The 16,312-nt window shown below is 70.2% G+C and carries 16 protein-coding genes; 10 read left to right on the top strand and 6 right to left on the bottom strand.

Annotation, left to right across the window (positions count from 1 at the left end):
* Positions 1-14 precede the first annotated feature (14 nt).
* The gene (gene lysA, locus QMK34_RS33345; RefSeq protein WP_326418655.1) at positions 15-1,358 is read left to right on the top strand and encodes a diaminopimelate decarboxylase; all 1,344 of its coding nucleotides are present in this window, start codon (positions 15-17) and stop codon (positions 1,356-1,358) included.
* A 188-nt stretch (positions 1,359-1,546) separates the two neighbouring features.
* Entirely contained in the window at positions 1,547-2,044 is a 498-nt protein-coding gene (locus QMK34_RS33340; RefSeq protein ID WP_326418654.1) for an Lrp/AsnC family transcriptional regulator, read from the top strand.
* Between the two features lie 63 nt (positions 2,045-2,107).
* Here QMK34_RS33340 and helR read toward each other — a convergent pair whose 3' ends face one another.
* Together helR and QMK34_RS33330 are read right to left on the bottom strand one after the other, a co-directional pair.
* On the bottom strand, positions 2,108-4,288 hold the full coding sequence (helR, locus tag QMK34_RS33335) for an RNA polymerase recycling motor ATPase HelR (protein ID WP_326418653.1): 2,181 nt from the start codon (positions 4,286-4,288) through the stop codon (positions 2,108-2,110).
* Positions 4,289-4,381: 93 nt separating this feature from the next.
* Positions 4,382-6,214: a LamG-like jellyroll fold domain-containing protein gene (locus QMK34_RS33330; protein WP_326418652.1), complete on the bottom strand. Its 1,833-nt coding sequence runs from the start codon at positions 6,212-6,214 to the stop codon at positions 4,382-4,384.
* An 87-nt stretch (positions 6,215-6,301) separates the two neighbouring features.
* Between QMK34_RS33330 and QMK34_RS33325 the strand changes: the two genes are divergently transcribed.
* Together QMK34_RS33325 and QMK34_RS33320 are read left to right on the top strand one after the other, a co-directional pair.
* Positions 6,302-6,466: a hypothetical protein gene (locus QMK34_RS33325; protein WP_326418651.1), complete on the top strand. Its 165-nt coding sequence runs from the start codon at positions 6,302-6,304 to the stop codon at positions 6,464-6,466.
* A gap of 43 nt (positions 6,467-6,509) precedes the next feature.
* Positions 6,510-6,719, top strand: a complete 210-nt coding sequence (locus QMK34_RS33320) for a hypothetical protein (protein ID WP_326418650.1) — start codon at positions 6,510-6,512, stop codon at positions 6,717-6,719.
* On the opposite strand, the gene QMK34_RS33315 is transcribed toward QMK34_RS33320, so the two are convergent.
* Together QMK34_RS33315 and QMK34_RS33310 are read right to left on the bottom strand one after the other, a co-directional pair.
* Entirely contained in the window at positions 6,709-7,167 is a 459-nt protein-coding gene (locus QMK34_RS33315) for a DUF6328 family protein (protein WP_326418649.1), read from the bottom strand. The genes QMK34_RS33320 and QMK34_RS33315 overlap by 11 nt on opposite strands.
* Positions 7,164-8,102: a DMT family transporter gene (locus QMK34_RS33310; protein ID WP_326418647.1), complete on the bottom strand. Its 939-nt coding sequence runs from the start codon at positions 8,100-8,102 to the stop codon at positions 7,164-7,166. Before QMK34_RS33310 ends, QMK34_RS33315 begins: the two co-directional genes overlap by 4 nt.
* A gap of 85 nt (positions 8,103-8,187) precedes the next feature.
* Between QMK34_RS33310 and QMK34_RS33305 the strand changes: the two genes are divergently transcribed.
* Positions 8,188-8,766 (top strand): superoxide dismutase, encoded by a 579-nt coding sequence (locus QMK34_RS33305; protein WP_326418646.1) that lies wholly within the window; start codon positions 8,188-8,190, stop codon positions 8,764-8,766.
* On the opposite strand, the gene uppS is transcribed toward QMK34_RS33305, so the two are convergent.
* Both uppS and QMK34_RS33295 read right to left on the bottom strand, forming a co-directional pair.
* The gene (gene uppS, locus QMK34_RS33300) at positions 8,750-9,517 is read right to left on the bottom strand and encodes a polyprenyl diphosphate synthase (protein ID WP_326418645.1); all 768 of its coding nucleotides are present in this window, start codon (positions 9,515-9,517) and stop codon (positions 8,750-8,752) included. The two genes, QMK34_RS33305 and uppS, sit on opposite strands and share 17 nt — an antisense overlap.
* Before the next feature lie 90 nt (positions 9,518-9,607).
* A complete protein-coding gene (locus QMK34_RS33295) occupies positions 9,608-11,386 on the bottom strand; it encodes a DUF2339 domain-containing protein (protein ID WP_326418644.1) in 1,779 nt (592 codons plus the stop codon).
* 290 nt (positions 11,387-11,676) lie between these two features.
* Between QMK34_RS33295 and dusB the strand changes: the two genes are divergently transcribed.
* The 5 genes from dusB to QMK34_RS33270 form a co-directional block, all read left to right on the top strand.
* Positions 11,677-12,813 carry a tRNA dihydrouridine synthase DusB gene (gene dusB / locus QMK34_RS33290; protein ID WP_326418643.1) on the top strand — a complete coding sequence of 379 codons (1,137 nt, stop codon included), beginning with the start codon at positions 11,677-11,679 and terminating at the stop codon, positions 12,811-12,813.
* 279 nt (positions 12,814-13,092) lie between these two features.
* Positions 13,093-13,806 carry a GntR family transcriptional regulator gene (locus tag QMK34_RS33285; protein ID WP_326418642.1) on the top strand — a complete coding sequence of 238 codons (714 nt, stop codon included), beginning with the start codon at positions 13,093-13,095 and terminating at the stop codon, positions 13,804-13,806.
* Positions 13,803-14,825, top strand: a complete 1,023-nt coding sequence (locus QMK34_RS33280) for an ADP-ribosylglycohydrolase family protein (RefSeq protein ID WP_326418641.1) — start codon at positions 13,803-13,805, stop codon at positions 14,823-14,825. Before QMK34_RS33285 ends, QMK34_RS33280 begins: the two co-directional genes overlap by 4 nt.
* The gene (locus QMK34_RS33275) at positions 14,822-15,745 is read left to right on the top strand and encodes a PfkB family carbohydrate kinase (RefSeq protein WP_326418640.1); all 924 of its coding nucleotides are present in this window, start codon (positions 14,822-14,824) and stop codon (positions 15,743-15,745) included. The genes QMK34_RS33280 and QMK34_RS33275 overlap by 4 nt, the downstream gene beginning before the upstream one ends.
* 60 nt (positions 15,746-15,805) lie before the next feature.
* The coding region (locus tag QMK34_RS33270; protein WP_326418639.1) for a cytosine permease at positions 15,806-16,312 on the top strand (507 nt) is incomplete at its 3' end.

The raw sequence follows: 16,312 nt of genomic DNA, 5'->3' as shown, positions 1-16,312 counted from the left end.
GCACGGAGGTAACCGTGACGCTCAGCGAGCTCCTTCCCAGCCTCGGCTGCGAAGCCGCCGACCACCTCGAACCGGGTGTCTGGCCGAGGAGCACCTGTCTCGGCCGGGACGGTGAGCTGATGTTCGCGGGTGCGCCGGTGAGCCACCTCGCCGCCCGCTTCGGGACCCCGGCCTACCTGATCGACGAGGCCGAGGTCCGCGCCCAGGCCCGCGCGTACCGCCACGCGCTGCCAGACGCCGAAGTCGCCTTCGCGAGCAAGGCGCTGTGCACACGTTCCGTGCTGCGCTGGGTCGCCGAGGAGGGCATGTCACTCGACACCTGCTCGGCGGGCGAGATCGCGGTGGCCAGGTCGATCGGCTTCCCGGCCGAACGAATCCTGTTGCACGGCAACGCGAAAACCCCGGAGGACCTCAAAGCGGCACTCGAGTACGGCGTCCGCCGGATCGTGCTGGACTCGCTCGACGAGATCGAGCAGCTCGGCGCGCTCGCGCACCACCGGCAGCAGGTGCTGATCCGCGTGACCCCCGGCGTCACGGGCGACACGCACGCGGCGATCACGACCGGCACCGAGGGCCAGAAGTTCGGTTTCTCCCTGGTGGACGGCGTCCGCGACAACCTCGACCGGGCGGTGGCGGCCGTGCTCACGCAGCCGAGCCTCTCCCTCGTCGGGCTGCACTGTCACCTCGGTTCGCAGGTCACGAGGGTGGACAGGTATGAACAGGCTGCCCGGAAAATGGTCGAGGTGCTCGCCCATGTGCGTGACACCTACGGCGTCACGCTGCGGGAGCTGGACCTCGGCGGCGGGCACGCGGTCCGCTACCTGCCCGTGGATGCCGGATTCGACCTCGACGGCTACGTCCGCAGGCTGCGGGTGGCGCTGGGCTACGAATGCTCCTCGCGCGGATTTCCCTTGCCCCGCTTGACGATCGAGCCAGGCCGCGCGATCGTCGGCCCGGCCGGGATCACCGTCTACCGGGTCTGCGCGGTCAAACGCGGCAGCCGCACGTTCGTCGCGGTGGACGGCGGCATGAGCGACAACGCGCGCCCCTCGCTGTACGGCGCGAAGTACACCGCGCGGCTGGTCGGGCGTCATTCGCGAGCGGCCCGGCGGCCGATGACGGTCGTCGGACGGCACTGCGAATCGGGCGACATCCTCGCCGACGACCTCCAGCTGCCGGACGACCTCCACGTCGGCGACCTGCTGGCCGTCCCGTGCACGGGTGCCTACCACCACTCGCTGGCGTCGAACTACAACCTGATCGGCCGTCCCCCGCTGGTCGGCGTGCGCGACGGCGTCGCCACCCTGCTGGTGCGCCGCGAGACCGAGGAGGACCTCCTCGCCCGCGACCTGGGCTGACCTCGGCGTCTTCACTGCTGGCGACCTCGGAAAGATCCGCCGGACGGGCCTCTGACCACTGATTCCACTGTCAGACGTGGTCTGTGCAGTGGATCAAGCGGACGTGGATTTTAACCAGTGGTTTTGTCGGGGAGGGTGGATACGCTGCGCAGCTAGTAATCACATGCCGAAACACAGGGAGGGACGGCATGGAGGTTGAACCACGCGCCAGAACCGAGGAACAACGCACCCCAAGACTGCTCGACGGCACGGATCGAACGCTGATCTCGCTGCTGCAACGTGACGGGCGGGCCTCGTTCACCGCGCTGGCCAAGGCTGTCGGGCTGTCCGAGGGAGCGGTACGCCAACGGGTACAACGCTTACTGCGCGACGAAACCATGCAGATCGTCGCGGTCACCGATCCACTCGACGTCGACCTCGCCCGGCAGGCGATGGTCGGCATCACCGTCCGCGGCGACCTGCACGTGGTGGCCGAAAGGCTGTCCGCGCTGGCCGACGTGCACTACGTCGTCCTGTGCGCCGGCAGTTTCGACGTACTCGTCGAACTGATCTGCCGGGACGACCAGCACCTGCTGCGGGTGCTCAACGACGAGGTCCGGACCATTCCCGGGGTGGTGAGCACAGAGACGTTCGTCTACCTCAAGCTCGCCAAACAGAGTTACGTCTGGGACAGCCTCACGACCTAGAACACTGTCCCTGAAGGCCACCTTCACAGCGTTTTACGCCGTGAAGGTGGCCTTCAGGGACATTCACACACAGCGCAGGAACGAGTCCGGAACCCGCCGCCCCGCTTTGAGCCCGGCGAGCACGGACGGCAGCGGAGCCGCGTGCAGCACGCCGAGTCGCTGGGTGGCCCTGGTGAGGGCCACGTAGAGCTCCGAAGCGCCGCGCGGGCCCTTGGCGAGGATCCGGTCCGGCTCGACGATCAGGACGGCGTCGAACTCAAGCCCCTTGGTGGCTGCCGGGGTGAGCACGCCAGCCATCCCCTCGGGCCCGATGACCGCGAAGGTCCCTTCGCGGCCCCCTTCGTCGCGGTCGAAGTCCACGAACGCCCCCGCGAGATTCCGCCCGGACACGCGCCGAGCCCACGGCAGGACGCCGCACGCCCGCACCGACTCGGGCGGCCGGACGTCCGGCGCGAACTCACCCAGCACCGCGCCCGCGACGGTCATGATCTCGGCGGGCGTCCGGTAGTTGACGGTCAGCGCGCGAGAGGCCCAGCGGTCGCCGGTGTAGGGCGAAAGCATCGGGCCCCAGGCGGTGGCACCGGCCGCCGAACGTCGTTGCGCCAGATCGCCGACGATCGTGAACGAACGGCTGGGGCACCGCCGCATCAGTACCCGCCAGTCCATTTCGGACAGTTCCTGCGCCTCGTCAACCACCACGTGCCCGTAGGTCCATTCGCGATCGCCCGCCGCCCGCTCGGCGAGTTCGCGGTGGTCGCGTTCGACGTGCCGTTCGGACAGCTCACCCGCGTCGATCAGGTCGATCGCGCGGAGCGTCTCATCGTCGTCGTCCATCGCGTCGGTGTTCAGCACGTCCATCACCCCGGCCGCGTACTCGGCCACCGCCTGCCTCCGCAGCTCCGCCAGGCGTTCGGCGGAGCGGTCGACGCCCAGCAGCTCGACGGCCTCATCGAGCAACGGCACGTCGGACACCGTCCACGCGTCGCCGTCCGCGCGGAACAGCACCGGATCGCCGCCAGCCGAGGCGAGCCGCGCGACCGAACCGAACAGGTCCGCGAGCAGCTGCCCCGGAGTCAGGCGCGGCCACAGGCGGTCGATCTCGGCGTCGAGCTCCGAGCCCTCGCCCAGCTCTTCGAGGACGTCTGCCAGCAGCTCAGCGCGCATTTGCGTGTCCCCGGCCTCCAGCCAGCCCTCGCCGATCTGGTCGACCGCCCGCTCGGCGAGCCCGTGCGCGACCTCCCGGCGGAAGACTTCGCAGGCCTCGTTGTGCGGGAGCCCCGTGGCACGAGCACGCTCCCTGGCCGCACCGGCGAGCTCGGCGTCGAGCTCGACCGGGACGTCCGAGAGCGCGACCGGAATCGGGTCCGGCGGCAACTCCTGGCGATCCGCGACGGCCTTGGCGAGCACGTCGAGCATCGCCAGGGCGCCTTTCGCCCGCTGGACCTCGGGATCCTCCTCGGCTTCGGCGCACAGGCCCGGTACCAGGTCGCCGACCGTCGCGAACACGACGTCGGTCTCCCCCAGCGACGGCAGCACCCGCGCGATGTGGTCGAGGAATCCCGGATGCGGGCCGACGACCAGCACACCGCGCCGGGCCAGCCGCTCGCGTCGCGTGTAGAGCAGGTACGCGACCCGGTGCAGGGCGACCACGGTCTTGCCGGTGCCCGGCCCGCCCTCAATGACCACGACCCCGTCGTGGTCCAGCCGGATGATCTCGTCCTGTTCCGCCTGGATGGTGGCGACGATATCGCGCATTCCGGCACCGCGCGGCGCGTTCACCGCGGCGAGCAACGCGGCATCACCCGCGTTTTCCCCGTGCGCCGCCGCCAGGTCGTCGGTGAAATCCACCAGCCGCCTGCCGAGCGTGCGAAACCGGCGGCGCCGGGCCATTCCCAGCGGATTCACCGCGGTCGCGCAGTAAAACGGCCTGGCCACCGGCGCACGCCAATCGATCAGCAGCGCCTCGCCGTCCCCATCGTCGTCGAAGAGCCCGACCCTGCCGACGTACACCCGCTCCCCCGACTCGTGGTCGAGCCTGCCGAAGCACAGGCCGTTGTCCGCGATATTCAAGCGGGACAAGGATTTCGACCAGAAGTCGATCGCCGCGTCCCGCTCCAGCAGGGTGTCGGCACCCTTGGCGGACCGCGCCAGCATGGCCGCGGCGCCGCTCCGCTCGGTCTCCAATTTTTCGTAGAGAGCGTCGACGTACGCCCGTTCTGCCCGCAATTCCCCGTTATTTGACAAGCGCCCCTCACGGCTGTTAGACTGCCAGCATAATCGGCTTTGTTTCCATTTCGGGAAACAGGCCGATTTTCTATTATGCGGGACGTGTCAAGCTCAGTCGAGCATGAATTCCCGCGGGGAAAGCGCGCGTTCGACAACGCGGACATCGCCGAGGCTGCCGTAGAAGCCCTGTTCGACCACCTTGCCGTACGCGTAGGCGCCCAGCGCCCAGCTGCCGCCGGGATTCGCGATGCCGGTCGCCGGGGTCGCCGGATTCCGCAGCACCGGGCAGCCGTCGACGTACATCGTGGTGTGACGGCCGTCGTTCACCACGGCCACGTGCCACCACCGGCCCACGGCCATCTCGTGGCCCCAGTTGGTGGAGATCCCCTGCTGGTTCACCGGAAACACCGCCCACTGGAACCCGGCGCCGTCGGTCAGCGACAGCGTCGCGGCCGGTTCACTCGGATCGTCGCCGGTCTTGCCCGCCTGCCCACCGGTGCCGAGCCTGCCGAACAGGCCGCACCACGCGTGCTGGTCACCCTTGAAGTCCGCGGGCAGCTTCACGAACGCTTCGATCGTGTACCCGCGGGGGAAGGTCGCGACGTTGAGCGGCGCCGAGTCCACCGTGCGCAGATACGCGCCACGCGCGGGCTTCTTGCCACCGTCGAACCGCAGGCTCGCCCTGGACGGCTGTCGGGGCGAGAACTCCGACGAGAACGTCAGAGTGGCCGCGCCGCTACCCGGCAAGGTGACGCGGGTCAGGTGGTTGCCCTGTCCAGACAGGTCCTGTACAGGTTTGCCCTCGGGCACCGGGACGCCGTCCTTGCCGCCCTCGAACCGCCAGTAGGCGACGGTGCCCGGCACGAGCTGGCGGCCGACCGGCCGCGCGGGCGGCACCGGGATCGGTGCGAAAGCGGCGAACCGCTGGTCGAAGTCGATCTCCAGGCTGAAGTAGTCCGCCGAGCCGGTGCGCTCGACCTCCTGGCGCTCCAGCTCGCTGAGCCGCGGCTCACGCTCGGCCAGCCACGGCGAGAACGTCCGGACGTCGATCACGCCGCGCGCCAGGTCGAACCGGTACAGCCGGATCATCGCGCTGCCGCCGTAGTACCGGTCCTGGTAGTTCGTCAGGTGCAGGTGGACGTCGTGCCCGGCGGTGTTCTTCTCGACCGTGCGACCCGGTGGCCAGTAATGCCCGTTGAGGCTCAGGAAGATCTGGTCGCTGCCCGCGATCAGCTGGTCCCAGACCTGCTGCCCGAACGCGGACAGGTGCGCCTGTCCCTGGCCGTCGGAATCCACCAGCTCGTGGATGGTGAGGATCGCCGGGGTGTGCGGGTGCTGCGCGAGCACCGACCGCGCCCAGGCCAGGCCACCCGCCGAGGGCCGCCAGTCCAGCGCCAGCACGAGCCATTCCCGGCCGCCCGCGCGGAACAGGTGGTAGCTGTTGTAACCGTCCTTTGTGGAGCCACGATAGGACGGCGAGTTACGGAACCGCTGCGGGCCGAACGCGTCGAGGTACGGCGTGCGGCCGCGCTGGTCATCGGTCGACGAGTCGATGTCGTGGTTGCCAGCGAGCGTGCTGTACGGGAAGCGGCGGCGGTCGAGCGCCTGGAACGACCGGCTGATCCCGGCGAACTCGCCCGGCAGCCCGTGCTCGGTGAGATCTCCCAGGTGAGAGAGGAAGACAACGTTGTCATCGCACTCGTCGAGGACGTACCGCAGCGAAGCGTCGAGCGGCGCGGAGTCACCACGGTCGGTGTCGAACAGGTACTGGGTGTCCGGCAGGACGACGACCGTGAACCGGGGGTCGTCGACGTCGGGATCGTGGTGGTGGCCGGAGGCGGCGGCACCGGGAGCGGCGAGCACGGCGGGCAGTGCGGACACCGCGGCGCCCGCGCCGAGCAGCCCGGCGCCGCGCAGGAAGGTCCGGCGGGAAGAGTCAGTCACGGGCGCAAGCTACGGGCGTCCGGCGGCCCGGCGGGCAACGGCGGCGAAACCGCTGATGAACTTCGCCCCGCTCGGTAGCTTGGTCCCATGGGGAGACGCCGGGTGCTGGTGTACACCGCGATCGGGACGGTGGTCGCGGGCTCGCTCGGCTGGTACCTGCTCTGGCCGCTCACCGCGCCACACGTCGACAGCGCGCTGGAGGACAAGGCAGTGCCGATCATCGACGCGCGGCTGCCCTCGGCGGGCTACTGACCTGGTCGTCGGCATCACCGCGTCCTGCGTCCGCTACGACCCGATGGTGTTCATCCTTTCGCCCGCGACTGAGGGCTACCGGGTCACCCACATCGACTACGCGGAAGACGGCGCCGGACTGCAGGCGTCGGTCAACCGGCTGTTCACCGCGCCAGGCGCCGCCGCCGTGCTGCGGGGCTTTTCACCGGACGACCCGGACTCGGTGGACAGGGCGGCGTTCGGCCTCACGGACAGCGCGCCGATCAGCCCTTGAGCAGCCGCTTCGGCACGAAGTACCAGAGCCCGCCGAAGAGCGCCGCAGTCAGCACACCGGCCACGATCATCGCGATCGGGCCGTAGACGACGTTGGCGATGAGCGTGACGGTCGCGGTGATCGCGGCGGCCAGGCAGCCCAGCCCGGCCAGCACCGTACGGTTCCCGGCGACCAGGATCTCCTCGCGACGCCCGGTGCGAAACAGCAGCCGGTGCCACGCGGCGGGCGCGGTGAGCAGCGCCGTCGCCGCCACCGCGAGCAACACGGCCGTCAGGTGCAGGGCCTTCTCGAACCCGCTGGCGGCACGGAACTGCTCGGTGAACACCACCGAGAGCAGGAACCCGAACAGAATCTGTACCCCGGCCTGCGCGACGCGAAGCTCCTGAAGCAGCTCGCTCACGTTGCGGGTCAGGCGCTGGTTCTCGGTCTCGCCGGTGTTTTCGCTCATCGGCCGGACTCGACGGCGGGTGGGTTCATCGCGGGCTCCAGGACCATCGGGACACCTCGGACCTTCTCGTGCCAGCCGAGCGCGGTCACCGAAGCGACCACGATCGCCAGCCCGAGCCACTGCGTGCCGGACAGCTGCGCGCCCAGGAAAGATACGCCGATCACCGCGGCCGTGACCGGGAACGCGAGCTCGGCCAGCGTCGCTCGCGCGGCGGGTGTCGACCGCAGGCCGACGTAGTACAGGCTCAGCGCGAGCAGCCCCGGCACGAACGCGAGCAGCACCAGGCCCGGCGCGTTGCTCCAGCCGACGGCGAACGACACGCCCTGGACACCGACGATCCCGGCGGCGACCGGCAGCCCGACCGTGAACCGCAGGACGGTGACGTCGCGCGGCTCCAGTTCCGTGGAGACGAACCGGCCGAGTACGGTGCCCGCGGCCCACAGCACCGCGGCGCCGATGGCGAGCAGCGCGGCCTTCACCGCCGCTACCTGGATGTGCAGCGGATCGGCGAACGCCAGCAGCCAGGCCCCGGCCAGTGCGGGCAGCGCGAACAGGGCGTATCCCGGCCGGATCCGTTCGCCCAGCACGAAGAACGCCGCGATCACCGCGAAAATGGGCTGAAGCTTCTGCAGGACCAGCGGGGTCACCGGGTCGCCGAGCTGGAACGCCGCGGTGAACAACGCCGTGGCCAGCGCGGACGAACCACCGCCGATCACCAGCACCGCCAGCCACTCGCGCGGCCCGCAGCGGCGCAGCGCCCGCACCGCGCGCGGGATGAACGGGCTCAGCGCGGCGACCACCAGGAGGTGCTCCCAGAACACGACCGTGGCCGCCGGGAGGGCCTCCGCAAGCGGGAGCCGGAGCAGGCCGTCGGTGCCCCAGAGTGCGGCGGCCGCGGCGACCAGCCAGGTACGGTCTGCGGTCTTGGAAGTCACTCGATCAGCCTACGATCTGGGAAGATTTCACTCTTTGGGGTGACGGGTCTGGCGTGATCCACGTCAAGCTGACTAGACAACGATCATGCGCATCGTCCCCACGGTCCTTTCCGCACTGCTGTTCGCCTCCGCCGCGACATTCGCCGCCGCCGGGACGGGCCAGGCCGCCGAGTCGCCCCTGCACGTGACCACCGCGCACGGCAGGTTCGCCGCCGCGTACACCCCCGGCACCACGGCCGTCACCTACAACCCCGCACTGGTGCCCACCGGCGCGCGCGTGCAGGTGTTCGGCGTTTCCGGCGCGGCCGTGGGCACGGCCACCGCGCTCGTCGTCTCGGGCCTGCTCCCCAAGCACGAGTACGGCGCCCACGCGCACGCACAGCCGTGCGGCGTGCTCGGCGACGCGGCCGGGCCGCACTTCCAGCACACACCGGACCCGGTGAAGCCCTCGGTCGACCCCGCGTACGCGAACCCGGACAACGAGATCTGGCTGGACTTCACCACCGACCGCGCCGGCAGCGGCTTCGCGCTGTCCAAAGTGGACTGGGCGTTCGGCGAGCGGCGCGCGCACTCCGTGGTGATCCACGAGATGCACACGCACACCGATCCCGGCCACGCCGGAACCGCCGGCGGGCGGCTGGCCTGCGTCAACGTCGGCTTCTAGAACCCCCGTACGCGCGAACGGCCCGGAGCAGGTCGACGTAACGGAAACCGGGCCAGTAGACGTCGGAGAAGTACAGCTCGGACTTGGGCGACTGCCACAGCAGGAAACCGGACAGCCGCTGCTCCCCGCTGGTGCGGATGATCAGGTCGGGATCAGGCTGATCAGGTATGTACAGGTACCCCGAGATCTCCTCCGTCGACACGGTTTCGGCGATCTCCGCCATCGACCGCCCGGCGACGGCTCCGTCGATCAGTAGCGAGCGAACCGCGTCGACGACCTCCTCCCGTCCGCCGTAGCCGATCGCGAACGTCAACTCGGGGCCGGACAGCCCGCGGGTGTCCTCCGCCGCGTTCTTCAGTGCGGCAGCGGTCGACGCGGGAAGCAGGTCCAGCCGTCCCGCCGGGCGGACCCGCCAGCGTGCCGAAGGGCCGGAGAGCCGCTCGGTGACGAGGTCTTCGATCACCTGCATGAGGTAGGTCATCTCGGGCGACGCGCGCTTGGACAGGTTGTCGACCGAGGCGAGGAAGACCGTCACCCGCCCGATTCCGAGGTCCTCACACCAGCTCATCAGCCGCAGGATGTGCTCGGCGCCGTGCTTGTGCCCCAGCCGCACGTCCTCGAACCCCATCCCGCGCGCCCAGCGGCGGTTGCCGTCGACGATGACGGCGACGTGACCAGGCACCGCGCCGCGCAGCACCCGCGCCCGAAGTCGCCGTTGATAGGCCCGGAGCACCAGATTCTTGACACCCATACAGCCCAACGTAGCGCGGCCTAACTGCCCCTGAAGGCCACCATGACGGCGTCTAACGCCGTCATGGTGGCCTTCAGGGGCAACCGCGTCCTAGCGTGAGGACACCAACCGTGCGTAGCGGGTGCCCGCGGCGAGCAGGATGAGTCCGGCGCCGAGGAACGCGGCGACCCTGGCCATCCCGTCCAGCGCCGAGAGGTCGAACAGGACCAGCTTGACCACGGCCGCGCCGACGAGCACCAGGCCGATCACCCTCAGCGCCACCACACCGATCCCACGGATCAGCAGCACCAGCGCGACCACCGTCCACGACATAGTGATCAGCACGTGGCCCAGCAGGAACCCGGACCGCCCCGGCTGGACCAGCAGCGAACCGCACAGCACGACCCCGGCGGCACCGTAGAGCGCGGCGATCCCGGCGGCGAGCCAGGGCACGACGTTCGCCGAAGGCTGACGCAGCGCGCCGAGCCGGGAAGCCACCCAAGGCAGCGTCACCGACACGACCAGCAGCAGCGCGGCGACCAGGCAGGCACCGGCGATCTCACCGGTCGGGCGGCTCCGGAACACCAGCAGCAGCACCGGCGGGAGATCCCCTGCCAGCGCGAACACCGCGCCGAGCACCGCGAAACCCAGGGAGCCGCGCATGGCGACCTTCCGCCGGGTCCGCAACGCCACGACCGCCAGCAGAACCGCCTCACCGAGCAGAATTGCCGACCGGGCCGAACCATCGAACTGGACGACGGTCGCCTGCAGCACGGCGATCAGCCCGGCCGCCCCGGCGACGTCACCCGCGTGTCCCGGCAACCACCGGCTCACCGCCCACACCCCGAGCAGGACCACGCCCACCCCCGCCGCAACCGGCACGGCCTGCGCCTTCGGCAGCAGCAACGCGGCGAACAACGACGGCACGACAGCGATCGCGAGCAGCGACAACGCGGCCAGATCCGTGGGACGGCGACGCGTCACGATCAGCGCGACACCCACGCCGGCGACACCGGCGCCCAACGCGGCGGCCGTGTTCGCCCAGTTGCCGGGAAGCCCAGCCACCGCCGTGCTGATCACGGACGCGAGCACCGGCGGGATACCCGCCGCGATCGCGACCGACGTCCATTCCTTGCGTAACTGCAAGGGAATCGTGGCAAGCTGGACCATCAGCAGGAAGGTGACCAGCTCCGGCGTGAAGCCCGGCGTGATCATCGGCGCGCACACCGCGCACCCGATCACCACCGCCGTCGCCAGCAGGGCCGAATCCCACCGCGAAGCCAGCAACAGCCCGCCGACAGCGACCACCAGGCCGACCGCGAGACCGGCGACCGACGGTAGGAAGTCGTAGAGCGTCGTCGCCGCGATCGCGTCCAGGTAGAGCACCGCGATACCGGTGGCGGCCAGCGCGAAGGCCCCCGTCCGCCCGGCCGGATTGCGGTGCAGCCACAGCCCGGTCCCGATCATGCCGACGCCGAGCCCGGCGCCGACGAGCACCCGCGGCAGCGGACCGAGCCAGCCCCGCTGGATCGCCAGCACCAGGAAAAGCACGACGCCGAGCAGCGTGACCGCCCCTCCGACCCACGCGAGCAGCCTGCTGCCCGCGCCCTCCTGCCCCAGCTTCTCGGCGAGCGACCGGCGCGGGACGGGCGGGATCGGCGCGGGCATCGGGGCCCACTGCTGCTGCGGCGGGTGCCACTGCTGGACCGGCGGCTGCTGCCACCCGTATCCGGGCTGGGGCATCGGCTGGGGCATCGGTGCCGGCGCGGCCTGTTCAGGCTGCTGCCCGGACCGGAACGTCCGCAGTTCGGCGCCGACCTGTCCGAGGCGGCGCCCGAGGTCGTCGATCTCCCCGGCAAGCTTGAGGAGCACATCTCCATCGGTGGGCATGCGCCCAGCATGGGCCGCGGCGGGCCCAGAACGGATCCGTAGCACTACTCAACCCAGGTGACAATCCGGTCCCGGCCAGCCGAAACGCACCCCGGAGACGTGCCTGCCCTCGTCGAGACAAGACCGTGCTGGACAGCAACGCGACCTTCAAGATCAGCCTCGACGACTGGAAGGCGCCCAGTGTGACGACGCGCCGACCTGCAAGAACAGGGCGCAGGCCTTCTCCGTGACGATGCGGCCTCGGTGAGCCCCTGGTCGACGTGACCGGCACCACCAGGGACAATGGAGTCGTGACCGCCACGCTGAGCAAGCCCATCCTGAAGATCGGCCCGTACGAGGTCGATCCGCCGGTCGTGCTCGCGCCCATGGCCGGGATCACCAACGTCGCCTTCCGGCAGCTCTGCGCGGAGTACGGCGCCGGGATCTACGTCTGCGAGATGATCACCGCCCGCGCCGTCGTCGAACGGCATCCCGGGACCATGCACATGATGACCTTCGCGGCGAATGAAAAGCCCAGGTCAATGCAGCTCTACGGCGTAGACCCGAAGACCATGCGCGAAGCCGTCAAAATCATCATCGGCGAGAACATCGCCGACCACATCGACTCCAACTTCGGCTGCCCGGTCAGTAAGGTCACCCGCAAGGGCGGGGGCGCGGCGCTGCCGTTCAAGCGGCGGTTGTTCGCCGACATCGTGCGCGAGTCCGCCGCCGCCGCGGCCGAGGCGGGCGTGCCGTTCACGGTCAAGTTCCGGGTCGGGATCGACGACGACCACCTGACGTACCTCGACGCGGGCCGGATAGCCGAAGCCGAGGGCGCCGCCGCGGTGTCGCTGCACGCGCGCACGGCCGCCCAGCGCTACTCCGGCCAGGCGGACTGGTCGAAGATCGCAGCGCTCAAGGAAGCCGTCACCAGCATCCCGGTGCTGGGCAACGGTGACATCTTCAGCGCCGACGACGCCCTGCGCATGGTCGCCGAGACCGGCTGCGACGGCGTGGTCGTCGGGCGCGGTTGCCTCGGCAGGCCGTGGCTGTTCGGCGAGCTCGAGGCCGCGTTCGCCGGACGTCCGGTGCCCGCCGGGCCGAAGCTGGGCGAGGTCGCGCGGGTGCTGCGGCGCCACGCCGAGCTGCTCGTCGAGCACGACGGTGCCGACAAGGCCCTGCGTGACCTGCGTAAACACATGGCCTGGTACTTAATGGGCTTCCCCGTCGGCTCCGAGCTGCGCCGCGCCTTCGCGATGATCTCCAGCCTCACCGAGCTCGACGACCTGCTCGCCAGGCTCGATCACGACGCACCCTTCCCCGCCGGTGCGGACGGGCCACGCGGCCGCCAGGGCTCGCCCGGCAAGGTCACGCTGCCGCACGGCTGGCTCAACGACCCCGACGACGACTGCGTCCCCGAGACCGAGGACATGCACTCCGGCGGCTGAGCGGCTTCCGCGGCATGGCGGCGGCGGCAGTAAAGGTCCCTTGCTCCCGCGCTGAGGTGGTGCGGTAGTGCCGCCGCTGGTGAACACAGTGCGTTTGGCACCGAAGCGAACGGACCGCTCGAGATCGAACTCGGCCACCGTTTTTTCGACGCAGGAAAGGATGTTCTCCTGCCTGGTCCCGTCGAACACGAGGACCCTGACCTTCCGTTCGGTGCCACGCGGGCTCCCCAAATCGACATCCTGATCATCTTGCATACGCCCAAACTTGGGTGTACAGGTATGTACATGTACCAGAAAGTGGGCGGGAAGAAACAGCGGCTCGTGGGTGACCTCACCGAGCTCATCCACACCGGGCGGCTCGCCAACGGTGACCGGCTGCCCGGTGAGAACCAGCTGGCCGAGCGGTACCAGGTCAGCCGCGGCACCGTCCGCAGCGCACTGTCGGAGCTCCAGCGCCAGGAGCTGATCGACACCCAGACCGGCGTCGGCTCGTTCGTCACCTTCGACGGCGTGACCCTCGACCAGCAGACTGGCTGGGCCCGCGCCCTCGCCGACAGCGGCTCGCAGGTGACCACCGAGCTGATCAGCATCAGCAAGGTCGTGGACGAGCTGTTGTCCGACCGATATGGCGTGCGCGGGTTCATCTCCGTGCGCAGGCTGCGCCGCGACGAGGTAGGCGTGGGCATCTCGCTAGAAGAAGCACTCGTCCCCGGCCTCGGCGAGCTGGCGGATCTGCCCACGCGGGGCCTGGTCGACGACTCCCTCACCGAAACCCTGCGAGTCGCCGGGCGGCACGCCGTGAGCGGCTACCAGTGGATTTCCACCGAGCAGCTCGACGACGAGGCGGCCCAGCTGCTCGGCCGGGGTCCCCGCGAGCAGTTCCTGCGCTCGGTCCGGACCTCGGTCGACGCACAGGGCGAACTGGTCGAGCACGTCATCAGCTTGCTCGACCCGGCCCGGTTCCAGTTTCACCTCACGTTCGGCACCCCGTGAGGGCCCGCGCGCTCGGCGCCTTCATCGGCCTCGCCGTGGGGGACGCGCTCGGGATGCCCACCCAGTCGATGTCCCGGGCCCAGATTGCGAACAGGTACGGACAGGTACTAGGACTGGTCGACGCGATCGCGGACCAGCCCATCGCTCCATCGATGCCCGCCGGGTCCATCACCGACGACACCGAGCAGGCGATTCTGCTCGCTCACCTGCTGATCGACAGCGACGGCGTCGTGGACCCACGCGAGTTCGCCGACGCGCTGGTCGCTTGGGAAGCGGACATGGTCCGCCGCGGCTCGGCGGACCTGCTGGGCCCGTCGACGAAACGCGCGCTCTCGCTGCTCGAAGCCGGGGTCCCGCCGGAGGAGGCCGGGCGGACCGGAACCACCAACGGTGCGGCTATGCGCGTCACGCCGATCGGAGTCGCCACCCCCGCCAGCGACCTGGACGCGCTGGTCGACGCCGTGGTGGCGACCGCGCGCGTCACCCACAACACGAGCCTGGGCATCGCCGCCGCGTCAGCTGTCGCGGCGGCGGTCTCGGCGGGGATCGAAGGCGCGAGCCTCACCGAAGCCCTCGACGCGGGTGAGCGCGCCGCGGCGATCGGCGCGCGGCGCGGCTACTGGAGCGCCGGAGGCGACATCGCGGCCCGGATCCACTGGGCCCGCGGCTGGGTGACAGGTATGGACAGGTCCACTCTCGCGGACGCCGTCGACCTGGTCATCGGCACCTCGGTGGCGGCGCAGGAATCGGTGGTCGCCGCGTTCGCGCTGGCCGAGGCCCTCGGCGACGATCCCCGGGAAGCGCTGCGGCTGGCGGCCGAGATCGGCGGCGACACCGACACCGTGGCCGCGATGTGCGGGGCGATGCTCGGCGCCTGCCACGGGATCGACGGCATCCCGGCCGAACTCGCCGAGACCGTGGTGAAGGTGAACGGCCTGGAGCTCGAACCGCTCGTCGACGGCCTCCTCGCCCTCCGGGCGAACGCGAGCACGAACGCGAACACGAGGCCACGCCCATGACCGGCCGTCTCGTGCACACCGGCCAGGCCGTGCTCGACCTGGTGATGACCGTCCCGGCGCTGCCCCCGGCGGGCGGCGACGTACTGGCGACCTCGACAAACCTGCTGCCCGGTGGTGGTTTCAACGTCATGTCCGCGGCCGCCCGCTCCGGCGCCGACGTGCTGTACGCGGGTGTCCACGGCATCGGCGGCTTCGGCGACACGGTCCGCGCCGCGCTGGCCGCCGAGGGCGTCGCGGTCGCCCACGAACCCAGCGGCGGGATGGACACCGGTGTCGTCGTCGCGCTCGTCGACGCGAGCGGCGAACGCACCTTCGTCACCGGCGCGGGCGCGGAAGGACAGCTGCGCGAGGACCAGCTCGACGCCGTCGAAGCGACCGCCGGGGATCTCGTCTACGTGACGGGTTACAGCCTGCTGCACGAGTCGAACCGGGCAGCCCTGCTGTCCTGGCTGCCCCGGCTGCCGGGCTCCCCGGTGCTGTTCGACCCCGGCCCGCTGGCAAGCGAGATCGACCTCGAGACCTTCCGCGTTGTCATGTCCACAGTGGACATTCTGAGCTGCAATGCCCGCGAAGCGACGGAAATCACCAGAACCCGGACGACGAACTCCGCCATCAGGGCGCTGGCCACGATGCTGCCCGCGGCCGCCACCGTGGTCATCAGGGACGGACCGGCGGGTTGCCTCCTGCATCGCGAGCACAGCACCGTCACGATCCCGGGATTCCCGGTCGTCGCCGTCGACACCAACGGCGCGGGCGACACCCACTGCGGCGTCCTCGCCGCCGAACTGCTGCGCGGCGCGGACGTCGAGCACGCGGCGCTGCGGGCCAACGCGGCCGCCGCCCTTTCGGTGACCAGGCACGGGCCGGCCACCGCACCGGGCCGCGAGGAAATCGATGAGCTCGTCAAAGCGTTGACGTAGCCACTCGGGCAACCTAACGTCTGAGTGAACAGGTATGAACAGGTTCAGAAAGGCGGCGTCATGACCGAGACGCGTCAGAAGCCGGTGGCCGGACCCGCGACGACCCCGGCACGCAAGCAGCTCAAGGTGGAGACGCAGGGCATCGAGGTCATCAGCGACGCCGACCGGCGCGGCCGCCCCCGTGACCTGTTCTGGCCCTGGTTCGGCGCGAACGTGTCGATCCTCGGCCTGAGCTACGGCTCGTTCGCGCTCGGCTTCGGCATCTCGTTCTGGCAGGCGCTCGTCGCCGGCACGATCGGCATCGTCTTCTCGTTCCTGCTCTGCGGTTTCATCGCGGTGTCCGGCAAACGCGGCTCCGCCCCGACGATGGTGCTCAGCCGCGCGGCGTTCGGCGTGCGCGGCAACCACCTGCCCTCGGCCATCTCCTGGATGCTGACCGTCGGCTGGGAGACCGTGCTGACCGCGCTGGCGACCATGGCCACCGCGACGGTGTTCGACCGGCTCGGCTGGGGCGGCGGCACCTCGACCAAGGTGATCGCGCTGGTCGTGGTGGCCGCGCTGATCGTC

It is taken from the genome of Amycolatopsis sp. H20-H5 (assembly GCF_035828755.1).
Classification (GTDB): Bacteria; Actinomycetota; Actinomycetes; order Mycobacteriales; family Pseudonocardiaceae; genus Amycolatopsis.
This window is presented reverse-complemented; position numbering and strand designations above follow the sequence as displayed.